The sequence below is a fragment of the Alteromonas sp. CH_MED4-4 genome (genome assembly GCF_037029575.1).
GTDB classification, from domain to species: Bacteria; Pseudomonadota; Gammaproteobacteria; order Enterobacterales; family Alteromonadaceae; genus Alteromonas; species Alteromonas macleodii.
The window spans coordinates 68,111-85,156 of sequence record NZ_JAYMEU010000020.1 but is presented as its reverse complement, the minus strand read 5'-3'; the positions used below and the strand labels follow the sequence as shown (position 1 = coordinate 85,156).

The window sequence follows — 17,046 nt, the reverse complement described above, 5'->3', positions numbered from 1 at the left end:
CCTTCAAGCGCTTTAAGAGCTGAACCTTGGATAACTGGTAGGTCATCACCTGGGAATTCGTATTCGTTAAGAAGTTCGCGAACTTCCATTTCTACTAGCTCTAGAAGCTCTTCATCGTCAACCATGTCACACTTGTTCATGAATACGATGATGTAAGGAATACCAACCTGACGACCAAGTAGGATGTGCTCACGAGTCTGTGGCATAGGGCCATCAGTCGCAGCTACTACTAGGATACCACCGTCCATCTGAGCAGCACCAGTGATCATGTTTTTAACGTAATCAGCGTGTCCTGGGCAGTCTACGTGTGCGTAGTGACGAGTAGGAGTATCGTATTCTACGTGTGAAGTAGAGATGGTGATACCACGTGCTTTTTCTTCAGGCGCGTTATCGATTTGATCGAAAGCCTGAGCAGAACCACCGTAAGTCTTTGAAAGAACTGTAGTGATAGCTGCAGTTAGCGTAGTTTTACCATGGTCAACGTGGCCGATTGTACCCACGTTTACGTGGGGTTTCGTACGTTCAAACTTTTCTTTTGCCATTTTTCTCGTTTCCTAAGTTAAAAGTCCGACCCACCAATAGACCGGACCGAACCTTCATTTAGATTAAATTCTAGATTCAATAATAGCCTGCGCCACATTGTTCGGCGCCTCAGAATAATTGAAGAACTCCATTGAGTATGAAGCACGACCTTGTGTTTGTGAACGCAAGTCAGTTGCGTAGCCAAACATTTCTGAAAGCGGCACTTTAGCACGTATTATTTTAACACCTGCGACGCCATCTTCCATACCTTCGATCATGCCGCGGCGACGATTAATGTCACCAACTACATCACCCATCCAGTCTTCTGGGGTAGTCACTTCAACTTTCATTGTGGGTTCAAGTAACACCGGATTTGCTTCTGCGGCGCCTTTTTTGAAACCCATAGAGCCGGCGATCTTAAACGCCATTTCAGAAGAGTCAACATCGTGGTATGAACCGTCAAACAACGTAACCTTTACATCAAGTACTGGATACCCTGCAAGAACACCACTTCGCATCTGCTCCTGAATTCCTTTATCGACCGCTGGAATGAACTCTTTTGGTACCACACCACCGACGATTTCGTTCACAAATTCGTAGCCTGAACCTTCTTCTTGAGGCTCAATGCGCAGCCATACATGACCAAATTGGCCGCGGCCGCCTGACTGACGAACGAACTTCCCTTCAACTTCAACAGATTTACGAAGGGTTTCACGATAAGCAACCTGTGGGTTACCTACGTTACATTCAACTTTAAATTCGCGCTTCATGCGGTCGACAATGATATCAAGGTGAAGTTCACCCATACCTGAGATAATCGTCTGGCCTGTCTCGTCGTCAGTTTTCACTTTGAATGACGGATCTTCAGCTGCAAGCTTGCTTAGGGCTATGCCCATTTTCTCTTGGTCAGCTTGCGACTTAGGCTCAACCGCAATTGAAATTACCGGCTCTGGGAACTCCATACGCTCTAGCGTAATAACATGGTTAGGGTCACAAAGCGTATCACCGGTTGTTACATCTTTAAGGCCAATGGCCGCAGCGATGTCACCTGCGCGTACTTCTTTAATTTCTTCACGGTCTTTCGCGTGCATTTGCACAATACGACCAAAGCGCTCACGCTTGCCCTTAACAGGGTTGTAAACCGTATCACCCGTGTTTACTACACCAGAGTAACAACGGAAGAAGGTTAGCGTACCCACAAATGGGTCGGTCGCTATTTTAAATGCTAGCGCTGAGAACGGCTCATCGTCGCTTGAATGACGCTCTGCTTCTGTCTCGTCTTTGTCGTCAAGTACACCTGTGATGGCCTTAACTTCTGTTGGAGACGGAAGATAATGAATAACAGAGTCTAGTACTGCCTGAACACCTTTGTTTTTGAAGGCACTGCCACAGGTGGCAAGAACAATTTCGTTGTTCAGCGTACGCTGACGAAGGCCTGAACGAATTTCTTCCTCAGAAAGCTCTTCACCTTCCAAGTATTTATTCATTAGCTCATCAGATGCTTCTGCAGCCGCTTCGATCATTTCGGTACGGTACTGCTCAGCGGTATCTAAATATTCAGCAGGAATGTCTTCATAGGTAAATGTCATACCCATGTCTTCTTCATTCCAGTTGATGGCTTTCATCTTCACAAGGTCGATGACGCCATGGAAATTCTCTTCAGCGCCCATGTTGATTTGAATCGGAACACAGTTGGCGCCTAAACGCTTGCGGATTTGACCCACAACACGTTCAAAATCAGCGCCAGCCCGGTCCATCTTATTAACGAACACAAGGCGTGGCACTTGATATTTGTCAGCCTGTCGCCAGACTGTCTCTGATTGAGGTTCTACCCCAGAAGACCCACAGAAAACAACCACTGCACCGTCTAGTACACGCAATGAACGCTCTACTTCGATAGTAAAGTCAACGTGTCCAGGGGTGTCGATGATGTTGATCCTGTGTTGATCGAACTGTTGCTCCATACCAGACCAGAAACAAGTCGTTGCAGCAGACGTGATAGTAATACCACGCTCCTGCTCTTGCTCCATCCAGTCCATGGTAGCAGCACCATCGTGCACTTCACCGATTTTGTGAGACAGTCCTGTATAAAACAGAACACGCTCTGTGGTCGTGGTTTTACCCGCGTCCACGTGAGCCACAATACCAATATTGCGATAACGCTCAATCGAGGTCTTACGAGGCATAAATCTCTCTCAGTTAAATAACGTTGATTACCAACGGTAGTGAGCAAACGCTTTGTTTGCTTCGGCCATACGGTGAACGTCTTCACGTTTCTTAACCGCTGAACCTTTGTTATCTGCTGCGTCTAGCATTTCAGCCGCTAGGCGTTGTGCCATAGACTTTTCGCCACGTTTACGTGCAGCTTCAACCATCCAACGCATACCTAGCGCGTTACGACGAACTGGACGTACTTCAACTGGAACCTGATAAGTTGAACCACCAACACGACGAGACTTAACCTCTACTGTTGGGCGGATGTTATCAAGCGCTTCCTCGAAGATATCTAGGTGTGCTTTGCCGGTTTTTTCAGCAACAATATCAAGCGCACCGTAAACGATTCTTTCAGCGACTGACTTTTTGCCGTCGAGCATTACGACATTCATGAATTTCGCAAGCAGTTGTGAACCAAATTTTGGCTCTGGTAGGATTTTACGTTGACCTACGACTCTTCTTCTTGGCATTTTCTATTCTCCGTATGAATTCAGGGAAAACCCAAAACTCTTAAACTTCAGTTTGGCCTTACTAACGGAGAACCGTTATGACTTAGGCTTCTTCGCGCCGTACTTAGAACGGGCTTGTTTACGATCGTTTACACCTGCGCAGTCAAGAGTACCGCGAACTGTGTGATAACGAACACCTGGTAGATCTTTAACACGACCACCACGGATAAGTACTACACTGTGCTCTTGTAGGTTGTGACCTTCACCACCGATGTATGAAGAAACTTCAAAACCGTTAGTTAGACGTACACGACATACTTTACGTAGTGCAGAGTTTGGTTTCTTAGGCGTAGTAGTATATACACGAGTACATACACCACGTCTTTGTGGACAAGCTTGTAGAGCAGCTACGTTGCTTTTTTCAACGGGCTTTCTACGCGGCTTGCGCACTAACTGGTTAACTGTTGCCATTAACTAGCTCCTGATTAAAAACTACGAAAACCCAATCACTGTGATTGGGTCCATATTAATGCGATTAATTGCTTAATCGCGCTTGTTTGTGAACATTGTGCTCGTCAACATTCACTGAGCGCTGATACAAAAAACCGCGACCGTTTATCGAGCCACTTGATGGCTATCCAAAATCGGGTCGCGGAATATTAAAGATCATCGCTCTGACTGTCAAGGTGTACAAAGGTTAAGCAGTTAATTTATCTGCAATCTGTACAACTGGACTGCCAAATTGTTAGGAGTACGTTAACGTACTCCTATGATCTTGCCTTATTCGGCAGTATCTTCGTCTGCACCAGCATTAAGCGCTTCGGTTAATGCCTGTTCTGCTTCAGCAGCAGACACTGACATTTCTTCGATTTGCTCTTTGCGACGTTGTGCACGGCGTTCGTGGTAAGCGAAACCTGTACCCGCTGGAATGAGTCGACCAACGATTACGTTTTCTTTCAGACCGCGTAGGTCATCTTCTTTACCTTGAACCGCAGCTTCAGTTAGAACACGTGTTGTTTCTTGGAACGATGCCGCTGAGATAAATGACTCAGTAGACAGTGACGCTTTGGTGATACCAAGCAGCTGTGTTTCGTACTGCGCTGGGATCTTGCCGTGTTTTTCAATTTCACGGTTCGCCACTTTAACGTTCGATACTTCAACCTGTTCGCCTTCAAGGAACTGCGTATCGCCTGGGTGAGTGATAATGCACTTACGTAGCATCTGACGGATAACTACTTCAATGTGCTTATCGTTAATCTTAACACCCTGTAGACGGTAAACTTCCTGAACTTCGTTCACGATGTAGTTTGCTACCGCTGAGATACCACGTAGACGTAGGATATCGTGTGGAGACTCTGGACCATCAGCGATAACTTCGCCTTTTTCCACTTTCTCACCTTCGAACACGTTAAGCTGACGCCACTTAGGAATCATCTCTTCGTACGCGTCACCCTCAGCAGGTGTAATTACAAGACGCTTCTTACCTTTGGTCTCTTTACCGAAGCCGATAGTACCTGAGATTTCTGCAAGGATTGCAGGCTCTTTAGGCTTACGTGCTTCAAATAGGTCCGCAACGCGCGGTAGACCACCCGTGATATCACGAGTCTTCGAGCTTTCCTGAGGAATACGTGCTAGCACGTCACCTTCGTTAGCCACTTTGCCTTCTTTCGCTTCGATGGTTGTGAAGCTTGGAAGACGAATTTCTTGAAGACCGAACTCGTCGCTTTCAAGAATTAGCTTAGGCTCTTTAGAGTTTACTTTCGCAAGGTCTTTAACAACGATACGGGTTAGACCAGTAAGCTCGTCTTGCTGCATTTCGGTGTTAGAGTCATCAATGTCAGCGAAGCTAATCTTAGCTGCACGTTCAGTGATGATTGGGTGACTATGCGGATCCCAGTTAGCAACAACGTCGCCAGCTGCAATAGTTGCACCGTCATCCACGCTAAGTACAGCACCGTAAGGTACTTTATAGCGCTCTTTCTCACGGCCTTGCTCGTCGATAACAGTAAGTTCTGTTGAACGAGAAACGATAACCACTTTGCCGTCAGAGTTACGTACGAACTTCGCGTTGTGTAGCTTAAGGCTACCCGCAGTCTTAACTTGTACGCTGTTCTCAGCAGATGCTCTTGATGCCGCACCACCGATGTGGAACGTACGCATGGTAAGCTGTGTACCTGGCTCACCGATTGACTGTGCTGCAATAACACCAACCGATTCACCGCTACCCACCATGTGACCACGTGCAAGGTCACGACCGTAACACTTAGCACAAACACCGAAGTCGTTGTCACAAGTGATTACCGAGCGAACCATGATTTGGTCAACTGAGTTAGCTTCAAGCATGTCTACTAACGCTTCGTCTAGAAGAACGTTACGCTCTACTAGTACTTCGTTAGTACCTGGCTTAAGTACATCTTCTGCTACCACACGGCCTAGTACACGCTCGCGTAGTGGCTCAACAACGTCACCACCTTCGATTAGTGGTGTCATTTGAACACCTTCGAATGTGCCACAGTCGTCGTTAGTGATTACCAAGTCTTGTGCAACGTCTACTAGACGACGCGTTAGGTAACCCGAGTTCGCTGTCTTAAGTGCGGTATCCGCAAGACCTTTACGAGCACCGTGAGTTGAGATGAAGTACTGTAGTACGTTCAGACCTTCACGGAAGTTCGCCGTAATTGGGGTTTCGATGATTGAGCCATCTGGCTTAGCCATCAGACCACGCATACCAGCTAGCTGACGAATCTGAGCGGCACTACCACGAGCACCCGAGTCGGCCATCATGTAAACAGAGTTAAATGATGATTGCTCTTCTTCTTCGCCATCGCGGTTAATTACGATGTCAGTCTTAAGGTTATCCATCATGGCCTTAGCAACTTTTTCGTTGGCATTTGACCAGATATCGATAACTTTGTTGTAACGCTCACCCGCGGTAACAAGACCGTTTTGGAACTGTTCCTGAATTTCAATAACTTCTGCTTCCGCTGCATCAATGATGTCTTTCTTAGCAGCAGGGATAACCATATCGTCGATACCAACAGACGCACCCGCGATCATCGCGTAGTGGAAACCGGTATACATGATTTGGTCAGCAGCAATTACTGTGTCTTTCAGACCTAGCGTACGGTAACAAGCATTCAATAGTCTTGAAATTTGCTTCTTGCCCATCGCTTGGTTGATGATTTCAAACGGCAGACCCTTTGGAAGGATCAATGAGAAAATCGCACGACCAACAGTCGTGTCAGTTAGCGTTACTTTCTCAGTTTTGTTGCCATCTTCATCGATGTCATATTCAGTAATACGTACTTTAACGCGAGAGTGAAGCTCAGCATTACCTGTACGGTATGCTTTCTCTGCTTCATTCGGGCTGGTGAATACCATGCCTTCGCCTAAGCCGTTTACTTTGTCACGCGTTAGGTAGTAAAGACCCAATACAACGTCCTGTGAAGGTACGATAATTGGCTCACCGTTCGCAGGTGACAGAATGTTGTTCGTTGACATCATAAGTGCACGTGCTTCTAGCTGTGCTTCGATTGTCAACGGAACGTGTACCGCCATTTGGTCACCATCGAAGTCGGCGTTGTACGCCGCACACACTAGCGGGTGAAGCTGAATCGCTTTACCTTCGATTAGTGTTGGTTCGAATGCTTGGATACCCAAACGGTGAAGTGTAGGTGCACGGTTAAGTAGTACCGGGTGTTCGCGGATAACGTCGTCTAGTACGTCCCAAACCTCTGGTGCTTCGCGCTCTACAAGCTTCTTAGCTGCTTTAATTGTTGTCGCAAGACCACGACCTTCAAGCTTACCGTAGATAAACGGTTTGAATAGCTCAAGTGCCATCTTCTTAGGAAGACCACACTGGTGAAGACGTAGCGTAGGACCAACGGTAATTACAGAACGGCCTGAGTAGTCAACACGCTTACCAAGAAGGTTTTGACGGAAACGACCTTGCTTACCTTTGATCATGTCTGCAAGTGACTTAAGTGGACGCTTGTTAGAACCGGTAATCGCACGACCACGACGTCCGTTATCTAGAAGCGCATCGACAGACTCTTGAAGCATACGCTTTTCGTTGCGTACGATGATGTCTGGAGCAGCTAGGTCTAGAAGACGCTTAAGACGGTTGTTACGGTTAATTACACGACGGTAAAGGTCGTTAAGGTCAGACGTTGCAAAACGGCCGCCATCTAGTGGTACTAGAGGACGTAAATCTGGTGGAAGTACCGGAAGAACCGTCATGATCATCCACTCTGGCTTGTTGCCAGACTGTTGGAATGACTCAAGCAACTTAAGACGCTTAGTAATTTTCTTACGCTTAGTTTCAGAGTTGATTGAAGGCAGCTCTTCACGCATAGCCGCAACGTCTGCGTCTACGTCTAGTGCTGTAAGAAGATCGAATACTGCTTCAGCACCCATCTTCGCTTCAAACTCATCACCGTGCTCTTCAAGTGCATCCAAGTACTCTTCTTCGTTTAGAAGCTGGCTGCGCTCAAGCGTAGTCATACCTGGCTCTGTAACCACGTATGATTCAAAGTAAAGTACACGTTCAATATCACGAAGTGTCATATCAAGCATTAGGCCGATACGAGACGGAAGTGATTTCAGGAACCAGATGTGTGCTACCGGGCTAGCTAGCTCGATGTGACCCATACGCTCACGACGTACTTTAGTCAGTGTAACTTCAACGCCACACTTCTCACAGATAACACCACGGTGCTTAAGGCGCTTGTACTTACCGCAAAGACACTCGTAGTCTTTAACCGGACCAAAGATACGCGCACAGAACAGACCGTCACGCTCAGGCTTGAACGTACGGTAGTTAATTGTTTCAGGCTTTTTAACTTCACCGAATGACCATGAACGGATCATGTCAGGTGAAGACAGACCGATTCGAATATTATCGAATTCTTCAGTCTTGTTTTGTTGCTTTAGAAACTTTAATAAGTCTTTCACATTACTCTCCCAGCGGAGTCAGTCTCTAGAGCCCGGCGCAAGCGCCGGGCCATCTCATAACATTACGTGGCTAACGCCGTATTACTTTTCTTCAAGCTCGATGTTGATACCCAACGAGCGAATTTCTTTAAGTAGTACGTTGAATGACTCTGGCATGCCAGGTTCCATTCTGTGGTCGCCATCGACGATGTTCTTGTACATCTTGGTACGGCCGTTAACGTCATCCGACTTAACGGTAAGCATTTCTTGAAGGGTATATGCTGCACCGTATGCTTCAAGTGCCCACACTTCCATCTCACCGAAGCGCTGACCACCGAACTGTGCTTTACCACCAAGAGGCTGCTGTGTAACAAGGCTGTAAGAACCAGTAGAACGCGCGTGCATTTTGTCGTCTACTAAGTGGTTCAGTTTCAGCATGTACATGTAACCAACCGTAACTGGACGCTCAAATTCGCGACCGGTACGACCGTCAAACAAAGCAATCTGACCGCTTTCTGGAATATCAGCAAGCTTCAGCATTTCTTTGATTTCAGATTCACGAGCACCGTCGAATACAGGTGTTGCTACTGGAACACCCTTACGAAGGTTTTCCGCTAGACGACGAACTTCGTGGTCTGTGAAGCTATCGATGTCTACTTCTTGGTGATTCTCACCAAGCTCGTACACCTTCTTCAGGAAGTCACGTAGTTCAGCCAGCTCGCGCTGCTCTTTAATCATGCGATCAATCTTCACACCAAGACCGTGTGCAGCCATACCCAAGTGCGTTTCTAGGATCTGACCGATGTTCATACGAGACGGTACACCTAGTGGGTTAAGAACGATATCTACCGGCGTACCGTTAGCATCGTATGGCATGTCTTCTACAGGCTGGATAGTCGAGATAACACCTTTGTTACCGTGACGACCGGCCATTTTATCACCCGGTTGGATGTGACGTTTAACCGCAAGGTAAACCTTAACGATCTTAAGCACACCAGGGGCTAGATCATCGCCTTGAGTGATCTTGCGACGCTTACCTTCAAACTTCTTATCGAAATCAAGTTTGATTTCAGCATGCTGATCAGCGATTTGGTCTAGCTCTAGCTGTGCATCTTCACTGTTAAGTGCGATTTCAAACCACTTTTCACGCGGCAGGCTGTCAAGCTTAGCTTGGTCAACACCAGCACGTAGTAGTGCAGTTTGTGCACGTGCGAAGATACCGTCTGCAAGAATTTCGAACTCGTCAGTAAGGTCTTTCTTAACCTGACGTAGCTGCATATCTTCAATTTCTAGCGCACGCTTGTCTTTCTCTACACCGTCACGGGTAAATACTTGAACGTCGATTACCGTACCGTGAACAGAGTTAGGTACACGTAGAGACGTATCTTTAACGTCAGACGCTTTCTCACCGAAGATTGCACGTAGTAGTTTCTCTTCTGGCGTAAGCTGCGTTTCACCTTTAGGCGTTACTTTACCTACAAGGATGTCACCGCCTTTCACTTCTGCACCAATGTAAACAACACCTGATTCATCAAGCTTGCTTAGTGCAGATTCACCCACGTTCGGGATATCAGAAGAAATTTCTTCTGGCCCAAGCTTAGTATCACGAGCGATACAGCTAAGCTCTTGAATGTGGATAGTAGTAAAACGGTCTTCCTGCGCTACACGCTCAGAAATAAGGATTGAATCCTCAAAGTTGTAACCATTCCACGGCATGAACGCGATACGCATGTTCTGACCAAGTGCAAGGTCACCTAGGTCTGTTGAAGGACCATCAGCTAGCACGTCGCCTGCAACAATCGGGTCGCCAACACTACAAGTAGGCTTCTGATTGATACACGTGTTTTGGTTAGAACGTGTGTACTTAGTCAGGTTGTAGATATCGATACCTGCTTCACCTGGAAGCATTTCATCTTCGTCTACTTTAATAACGATACGGCTGGCATCTACGTAATCAACCACACCACCGCGCTTAGCAACTACAGTAACACCTGAGTCAACCGCGATAGTTCTTTCCATACCGGTACCAACTAGCGGCTTATCAGCGCGTAGTGTAGGTACTGCCTGACGTTGCATGTTCGCACCCATAAGTGCACGGTTCGCATCATCGTGCTCTAGGAATGGGATAATGCTTGCAGCAATTGAAACGATTTGCTGAGGTGAAACGTCCATGTACTTGATGTCTTCTTTCGGCATCAAGGTAGTTTCACCACGGTGACGACATGGAATTAGGTCGTCAACCAACTCGCCTGCTTCAGTCAACGCGATGTTTGCCTGAGCGATTGCGAATTGACCTTCTTCAATTGCAGATAAGTAATCGATTTCGTCTGTTACCACACCGTCTACAATGCGACGGAACGGCGTTTCTAGGAAACCGAAGTCATTGGTACGCGCGAAGCTTGCCAATGAGTTAATTAGACCGATGTTCGGGCCTTCCGGCGTTTCGATTGGACATAGACGACCGTAGTGAGTCGGGTGTACGTCTCGAACTTCGAAGCCTGCACGTTCACGTGTAAGACCACCCGGGCCTAATGCAGAAATACGACGCTTATGCGTTACTTCTGATAGCGGGTTGTTTTGGTCCATGAACTGAGAAAGCTGAGATGAACCGAAGAACTCTTTAACCGCAGCCGAGATAGGCTTAGCGTTAATAAGATCTTGTGGCATCACGTTGTCTAGGTCGCCTAAGCTTAGACGCTCTTTAACTGCACGCTCAACACGTACAAGACCAACGCGGAATTGGTTCTCTGCCATTTCACCTACAGAACGGATACGACGGTTACCTAGGTGATCGATGTCATCTACTTCGTCTTTACCGTCACGAATCATTATTAGCTGCTTCATTACAGAAATAATGTCTTCTTTGTCTAGTGTACCAGCACCAATTAGTTCTTCACGGCCAAGACGGCGGTTGAACTTCATGCGGCCAACAGAAGACAGGTCGTAACGTTCATCAGAGAAGAACAAGTTATCGAACAAGGTTTCAGCTGCATCTTTTGTTGGTGGCTCACCAGGACGCATCATACGGTAAATTTCAACTAGTGCTTCAAGGCGGTTAGTTGAAGAATCGATACGTAGCGTATCTGAAATGTATGAACCGTGATCTAGCTCATTGATGTAAAGCGTTTCGAACTCTTTGATGCCCGCTTGGCTAAGTGCCGCTAGGTTTTCAAGGGTTAGTTCATCGTTCGCGCTTACAATCACTTCGCCTGTGTCTTCGTTTACATAAGTAGCTGCGTAAACACGGCCAATTAGGTAATCGGCTGGAACTTCAAGTTCTGTAAGACCGGCTTTTTCTAGTGCACGCGTGTGGCGCGCAGAAATACGACGACCCGTTTCAACAACAACGTTGCCTTCACCGTCAATGATGTCAAAAGCAGCCGTCTCACCACGTAGGCGATCTGGAACCACTTCCATCATTAGTTTGTCTTTGTCGATACGTACGCTTACTTTGTCGAAGAAAGTATCTAGGATTTCTTCAGACGTCATTTCAAGTGCGCGTAAGATAATCGTTGCAGGCAACTTACGACGACGGTCGATACGTACGAATAGGTTATCTTTCGGGTCAAACTCGAAGTCTAACCACGAACCACGGTAAGGAATTACACGTGCGTTATAAAGCACTTTACCTGACGAGTGGGTTTTACCTTTGTCGTGATCAAAGAATACACCAGGTGAACGGTGTAGCTGTGACACGATAACACGCTCTGTACCATTGATAACGAACGTACCGTTCTCAGTCATCAATGGGATCTCGCCCATGTACACTTCTTGTTCTTTAATATCTTTTACGGTACCTGGCGCAGCGTCTTTATCGAACAACACTAACCGTAGTTTTACTCTTAACGGAGCAGAGAAAGTTACGCCGCGAATTTGACATTCTTTAACGTCGAAAACGGGCTCTCCCAGGCGGTAGCTTACATACTGAAGCTCTGAACTACCTGAGTAGCTTTTAATTGGAAAAACGGAACGAAATGCTGCTTCCAAACCGTATTGAGCATCTGCATCGATCTCAATAAACTTTTTGAAAGAATCAAGCTGAATTGAAAGAAGGTATGGAATTTCCAATACCTGTGGGCGTTTGCCAAAATCCTTACGGATACGTTTCTTTTCGCTATAAGAGTAAACCATGGGTTCCTCAGCCTGCTGATTTATGACCCAACCTGCTGCAAAATGCTTTAAAACGCGTGCTATGGGCTAAAAGCTACGTTTCAAATGGCGCACTAAGCAACAAACTTCCACAACCCTTTTTCGGGCAGATACACCAGCATACAACAAAATTTAACCAATTATTAGTTAACTTGTTGGATTTTTATGCTTTTTATGGGTATTTCCGAATGGCGCTTTAAGTAGTGTAACCAAGGGTTAGATTCTACACACTATACAGCGCAAAAAGGCTGGTGGTTTAAAAAACCACCAGCCTTGCCGTCTCAGGCAATAATCTGACTATGTCAGATTACTTGATTTCTACTTCTGCACCAGCTTCTTCAAGCTCTTTCTTAAGTGCTTCAGCTTCATCTTTGCTTACGCCTTCTTTGATAGCTTTAGGAGCAGACTCAACTACTTCTTTAGCTTCTTTAAGACCTAGGCCAGTCGCGCCGCGAACTGCTTTGATAACTGCAACTTTGTTGCCACCGAATGAAGTCATTACAACGTCGAATTCAGTCTTTTCTTCTGCAGCAGCAGCGTCACCGCCAGCAGCTGGACCAGCAACAGCAACAGCAGCTGCAGCAGATACGTTGAATTTTTCTTCAGCCGCTTCGATTAGTTCAACCAGTTCCATTACTGGCATTTCAGCGATTGCGTTTAAGATATCTTCTTTAGTTAGAGCCATGTTCTCTAAACTCCTGGGTATAAAATGTTAAAAAAATCAATATGCCAAAAACGCCAATTACTTGGTGTCTTTGACCGCCGCCAATACGCGCACAAACTTGCCAGGAACTTCGTTGATTGTTTGAACGAATTTCCCAACTGGTGCTTTGAAGGTTGCAAGTAGTTTCGCAAGCGCTTCGTCGCGGGTAGGTAGTGCTGCAACTGCGTCCAATTTCTCTGGACCAAGAAGACCGCTACCAATAGATAGTGCTGTAACTTTTAGCTTATCGTTAGTCTTACCGAAGTCTTTGAAAAGACGTGCCGCACCGCCTGGTGCGTCGATAGAGAAACCATAGATAAGCGGACCAGTTAAGGCGCTGTCTAAGTCTGCAAATTGACTGTCTGCTAGAGCACGCTTTGCAAGAGTATTACGTACAACCTTTAGGTATACGCCTTGCTCACGAGCTTTAACACGTAGGTCAGTCAGTTCTGCAACTTCCATCCCACGGTATTCAGCAACGGCTACGGATAGAGCGCGAGACGCAACTTCAGAAACTTCTGCTACGATCTCTTTTTTTGCTGCTAAACCTAGTGCCACTGAGTTCACCTCTTTGTATCTGACTTTGTTTGCGGTTACCCGCTTACGCCGTCAGGGTTCACAGATTGATACCAACCCTCATGGTTGATACCGCTCTACGGTGTTTGTTACCCCAGAGAGTCTGAGTCAAACCACCGTCTGCGCAGGTTGTTGTATTAAGCAGTGTGTTGACTGTGAAAGTTCTCTTACCTCTTTCACCACACCGCACCTGCGGTCTAGGACGGGAGCTGCTTATTAGCACTGCTAATTGTCACAGCTCCAACCCATAACCTTTAAGAGATTTCGATGAGCCTAAGCTCAGCGAAATTAAAGACCTACAGAAGCCTTATCAAGAGCAACACCAGCACCCATTGTAGTGCTTAGGCTGATCTTCTTGATGTATGTACCTTTCGCAGAAGAAGGCTTAGCTTTCTTCAATGCTTCAAGTAGCGCTTCAAGGTTTTCTTGAATTTGGTTCGCTTCGAACGCAATCTTACCGATGCTAGCGTGGATGATACCGTTCTTATCGTTACGGTAGCGTACCTGACCAGCTTTAGCGTTCTTAACTGCCGTTGCAACGTCAGGCGTTACAGTGCCAGTTTTTGGGTTAGGCATAAGGCCGCGTGGACCTAAGATTTGACCTAGTTGACCAACAACACGCATCGCGTCTGGGCTAGCAACTACTACGTCAAAGTTCATTTCGCCTTTCTTAACTTGCTCAGCTAAGTCGTCCATACCAACGATGTCTGCACCAGCTTCTTTAGCCGCTTCAGCATTTGCACCTTGAGTGAATACTGCAACGCGAACGTCTTTACCAGTACCGTTAGGTAGTACAGTTGCACCACGAACGTTTTGGTCAGATTTCTTCGCATCGATACCAAGGTTAACAGATACGTCTACGCTTTCTGCGAACTTAGCTGTTGCTAGTTCTTTAAGAAGCGCTACTGCTTCGTTGATTTCGTACTCTTTAGTAGAGTCAACTTTGTCGCGGATTAGGCGAGCGCGTTTAGTTAATTTAGCCATTCGATTAGTCCTCTACGTTCAAGCCCATTGAGCGAGCAGAACCCGCGATAGTGCGTACCGCTGCATCTAGATCAGCTGCAGTAAGGTCTGGCTCTTTAGTTTTAGCAATCTCTTCCAACTGAGCGCGAGTAACTTTACCCACTTTTTCAGTGTTAGGACGGCCAGAACCACTCTTGATGCCCGCTGCTTTCTTAAGCAGGTAAGACGCAGGAGGAGTCTTAGTTTCGAATGTGAAAGAGCGATCTTCGTATACAGTAATTTCTACTGGTACTGGAGCGCCTTTCTCAAGGCTTTCTGTTTTCGCGTTGAAAGCCTTACAGAATTCCATGATGTTTACACCGTGTTGACCTAGTGCAGGACCAACTGGTGGACTTGGGTTAGCAGCGCCTGCTGCAACCTGAAGCTTGATAATACCGCTTACTTTTTTAGCCATTTTACATGCTCTCTTGTTTGGGTCTAACGCCTCGCAAATACAGAGATTATTTGCTCAATCGGCTTCCCGTTTCCGTTTAAAAGGGCGCGCATTATATAAGGTGATTAATTACTATGCAAGGGCTATTTAGAATAAAAAACCATCGAAAGGTCAGTATTTTTCATAGGCAAAGTGAATCAGAGTTATGTTGGCTTTACGCACACTGTGTGAAGCCCATCATTTATTTTGAAAGGATAATCAAACAATGGAAAAACCTACAGAATTAAACAATCATGAGATCTCAAATGTTTCTGGTGCACTTTGGGCCAATGCTTTAGGCGCTATAGCCGGAGGCATAGGTGGTTTCTACGGGGCAATTATTGGTGGCGGGCGTAACGCATCGTTCAGTACCATCGCTACAGGAACACTTGCCGGAATGGGTGCAGGCGCTTTAAGTCCGGTTAAAGGTTTCAGCTCTCTCGCAACATCCGTAGGTGGTGGGTTAGTTTCGGGCGCTATAGCAAATTTGGCGTCGGATCTAGAGGGTTTAGAAACAACAGATGAGTGAAGGTCTAATTTAAAATGGTAGATATCGGAACGGTGTTCATTTGGGTCATGGTAGTTTGTGGAATGAACCTAATCTTAAAACGTGCGCTGGGTGTCAGATTTTGGGACTCTTTTACAAAGAGCGATAAAGTCTCTGAAAAAACCGCAACAATATTGCAGTTTATGTTTATGTTTCTTTCGCTTATTAGCTGTTATTTCTGGCTTACTTAGGTCAAGAGGATGCTACGTTGTAGTAACATGCAAATTTTTATAAATATTCACCGCTCTCCTTTTATCGTTATCTAGATACAAAAAAGCCCCGTCAAACGGGGCTTTTTAAAAATACTATACGGTAGCTTGAATAGGCTTAGCCTTTTTCTACCTGACCAAATTCTAAGTCTACTGGAGTAGAACGACCGAAGATAAGCACCGATACTTTTACGCGGCTCTTTTCGTAGTCTACTTCTTCTACCACACCGTTGAAGTCTGCAAATGGGCCATCGATAACGCGAATAACTTCGCCTGGCTCGAACAGCGTCTTTGGTCTTGGCTTATCAACGTTTTCTTCAAGACGATTTAAGATAGCGTCAGCTTCTTTCTGCGTGATTGGCATAGGGCGATCAGATGTGCCGCCGATGAAACCAAGTACGCGAGGTACGCTTTTCACTAAGTGCCATGACTCTTCCGTCATCGCCATTTCTACCAATACATAACCTGGGTAGAACTTACGCTCAGACTTACGCTTTTGACCAGCACGCATTTCTACTACTTCTTCTGTTGGTACTAGTACCTGACCGAAGTAGTCTTCCATGTTGTGCATCTTGATGTATTCAAGCAGGGTCTTCTTAACGCGAGACTCATATTGTGAATAGGCTTGAACTACGTACCATCTTTTCTTTACTGCTTCTTCTTCAGACATACGGTTATGCTCCTATTCCTGTAATAAAGCCAACTACACGAACGATGATGCCGTCTAGTCCCCATAAAATTAGTGCCATAATTAACGTCGCTGCAAGCACGATAAGTGTAGTTTGGTTCGCCTCTTGGCGAGTTGGCCACACAACCTTGCGAACTTCTGTGCGAGACTCTTTAGCGAAGCTCAAGAAGGTGCTACCTTTTTCGGTAGTTGCCGCGATGAAACCAGCTATACCAACAACTACAACAATTGCGATGGCACGGTATAGTACCGAGATCTCACCGTACATTGTATTAGCGGTTACTAAACCGGCAAGTAGTGCAAAAACCACTACCCATTTAAACATGTCCAATGCATTGGACTGATTTTCCGTCTTTTCGCTCATGTTACGATCCTAGCACTACAGCGTCGTTGTTTTACGCATCTAAAAAATGCGCAACTTAAAAATTCTTAGTTTAAGTAAATTTGGCAGGGGTGGAGGGACTCGAACCCCCAACCATCGGTTTTGGAGACCGCTGTTCTACCAATTCGAACTACACCCCTGTGGTGTCGATAAGACAAAATTTACTTACACTGCCCTTGTGAGTTGTGCGTCTTTTCTAAGGAAAGTGCGGTATCGCAAGGGAGGGACGCGTATTATACT

General features: G+C 46.1%; 13 protein-coding genes and 1 tRNA gene. 1 reads left to right on the top strand and 13 read right to left on the bottom strand.

Features of this window, described 5'->3' with window-relative positions:
• From WA381_RS14340 to rplK, 10 genes are all read right to left on the bottom strand, one after another.
• A partial coding sequence (locus WA381_RS14340) for a GTP-binding protein (protein WP_336138567.1) occupies positions 1–542 on the bottom strand: 542 nt, incomplete at its 3' end.
• Positions 543–605: 63 nt separating this feature from the next.
• On the bottom strand, positions 606–2,708 hold the full coding sequence (gene fusA, locus WA381_RS14335; protein WP_014951035.1) for an elongation factor G: 2,103 nt from the start codon (positions 2,706–2,708) through the stop codon (positions 606–608).
• Positions 2,709–2,735: 27 nt separating this feature from the next.
• Positions 2,736–3,206 (bottom strand): 30S ribosomal protein S7, encoded by a 471-nt coding sequence (rpsG, locus tag WA381_RS14330; RefSeq protein WP_014980519.1) that lies wholly within the window; start codon positions 3,204–3,206, stop codon positions 2,736–2,738.
• 75 nt (positions 3,207–3,281) lie between these two features.
• Positions 3,282–3,656, bottom strand: coding sequence for a 30S ribosomal protein S12 (rpsL, locus tag WA381_RS14325; RefSeq protein ID WP_014951037.1), 375 nt, complete (start codon positions 3,654–3,656; stop codon positions 3,282–3,284).
• A gap of 309 nt (positions 3,657–3,965) precedes the next feature.
• Positions 3,966–8,138 (bottom strand): DNA-directed RNA polymerase subunit beta', encoded by a 4,173-nt coding sequence (gene rpoC, locus WA381_RS14320; RefSeq protein WP_014980520.1) that lies wholly within the window; start codon positions 8,136–8,138, stop codon positions 3,966–3,968.
• 81 nt (positions 8,139–8,219) lie between these two features.
• Positions 8,220–12,248 (bottom strand): DNA-directed RNA polymerase subunit beta, encoded by a 4,029-nt coding sequence (gene rpoB, locus WA381_RS14315; RefSeq protein WP_014977618.1) that lies wholly within the window; start codon positions 12,246–12,248, stop codon positions 8,220–8,222.
• Positions 12,249–12,573: 325 nt separating this feature from the next.
• Complete coding sequence (rplL, locus tag WA381_RS14310; protein ID WP_015068303.1) at positions 12,574–12,951, bottom strand: 50S ribosomal protein L7/L12; 378 nt, start codon at positions 12,949–12,951, stop codon at positions 12,574–12,576.
• Between the two features lie 57 nt (positions 12,952–13,008).
• Positions 13,009–13,527 (bottom strand): 50S ribosomal protein L10, encoded by a 519-nt coding sequence (gene rplJ, locus WA381_RS14305; protein ID WP_014951041.1) that lies wholly within the window; start codon positions 13,525–13,527, stop codon positions 13,009–13,011.
• Positions 13,528–13,833: 306 nt separating this feature from the next.
• Positions 13,834–14,529, bottom strand: coding sequence for a 50S ribosomal protein L1 (gene rplA / locus WA381_RS14300; RefSeq protein ID WP_014951042.1), 696 nt, complete (start codon positions 14,527–14,529; stop codon positions 13,834–13,836).
• Positions 14,530–14,533: 4 nt separating this feature from the next.
• On the bottom strand, positions 14,534–14,962 hold the full coding sequence (rplK, locus tag WA381_RS14295; RefSeq protein WP_014951043.1) for a 50S ribosomal protein L11: 429 nt from the start codon (positions 14,960–14,962) through the stop codon (positions 14,534–14,536).
• A 244-nt stretch (positions 14,963–15,206) separates the two neighbouring features.
• On the opposite strand from rplK, the gene WA381_RS14290 reads away from it, so the two are divergent.
• Complete coding sequence (locus tag WA381_RS14290) at positions 15,207–15,509, top strand: hypothetical protein (protein WP_061096048.1); 303 nt, start codon at positions 15,207–15,209, stop codon at positions 15,507–15,509.
• Positions 15,510–15,854: 345 nt separating this feature from the next.
• Here the strand turns inward: WA381_RS14290 and nusG are convergent, their stop codons facing one another.
• From nusG to WA381_RS14275, 3 genes are all read right to left on the bottom strand, one after another.
• Complete coding sequence (gene nusG, locus WA381_RS14285; protein WP_014951044.1) at positions 15,855–16,406, bottom strand: transcription termination/antitermination protein NusG; 552 nt, start codon at positions 16,404–16,406, stop codon at positions 15,855–15,857.
• 4 nt (positions 16,407–16,410) lie between these two features.
• Positions 16,411–16,788, bottom strand: coding sequence for a preprotein translocase subunit SecE (secE, locus tag WA381_RS14280; protein ID WP_014951045.1), 378 nt, complete (start codon positions 16,786–16,788; stop codon positions 16,411–16,413).
• Between the two features lie 81 nt (positions 16,789–16,869).
• A tRNA-Trp gene (locus WA381_RS14275) sits at positions 16,870–16,946 on the bottom strand.
• Between the last annotated feature and the right edge of the window lie 100 nt (positions 16,947–17,046).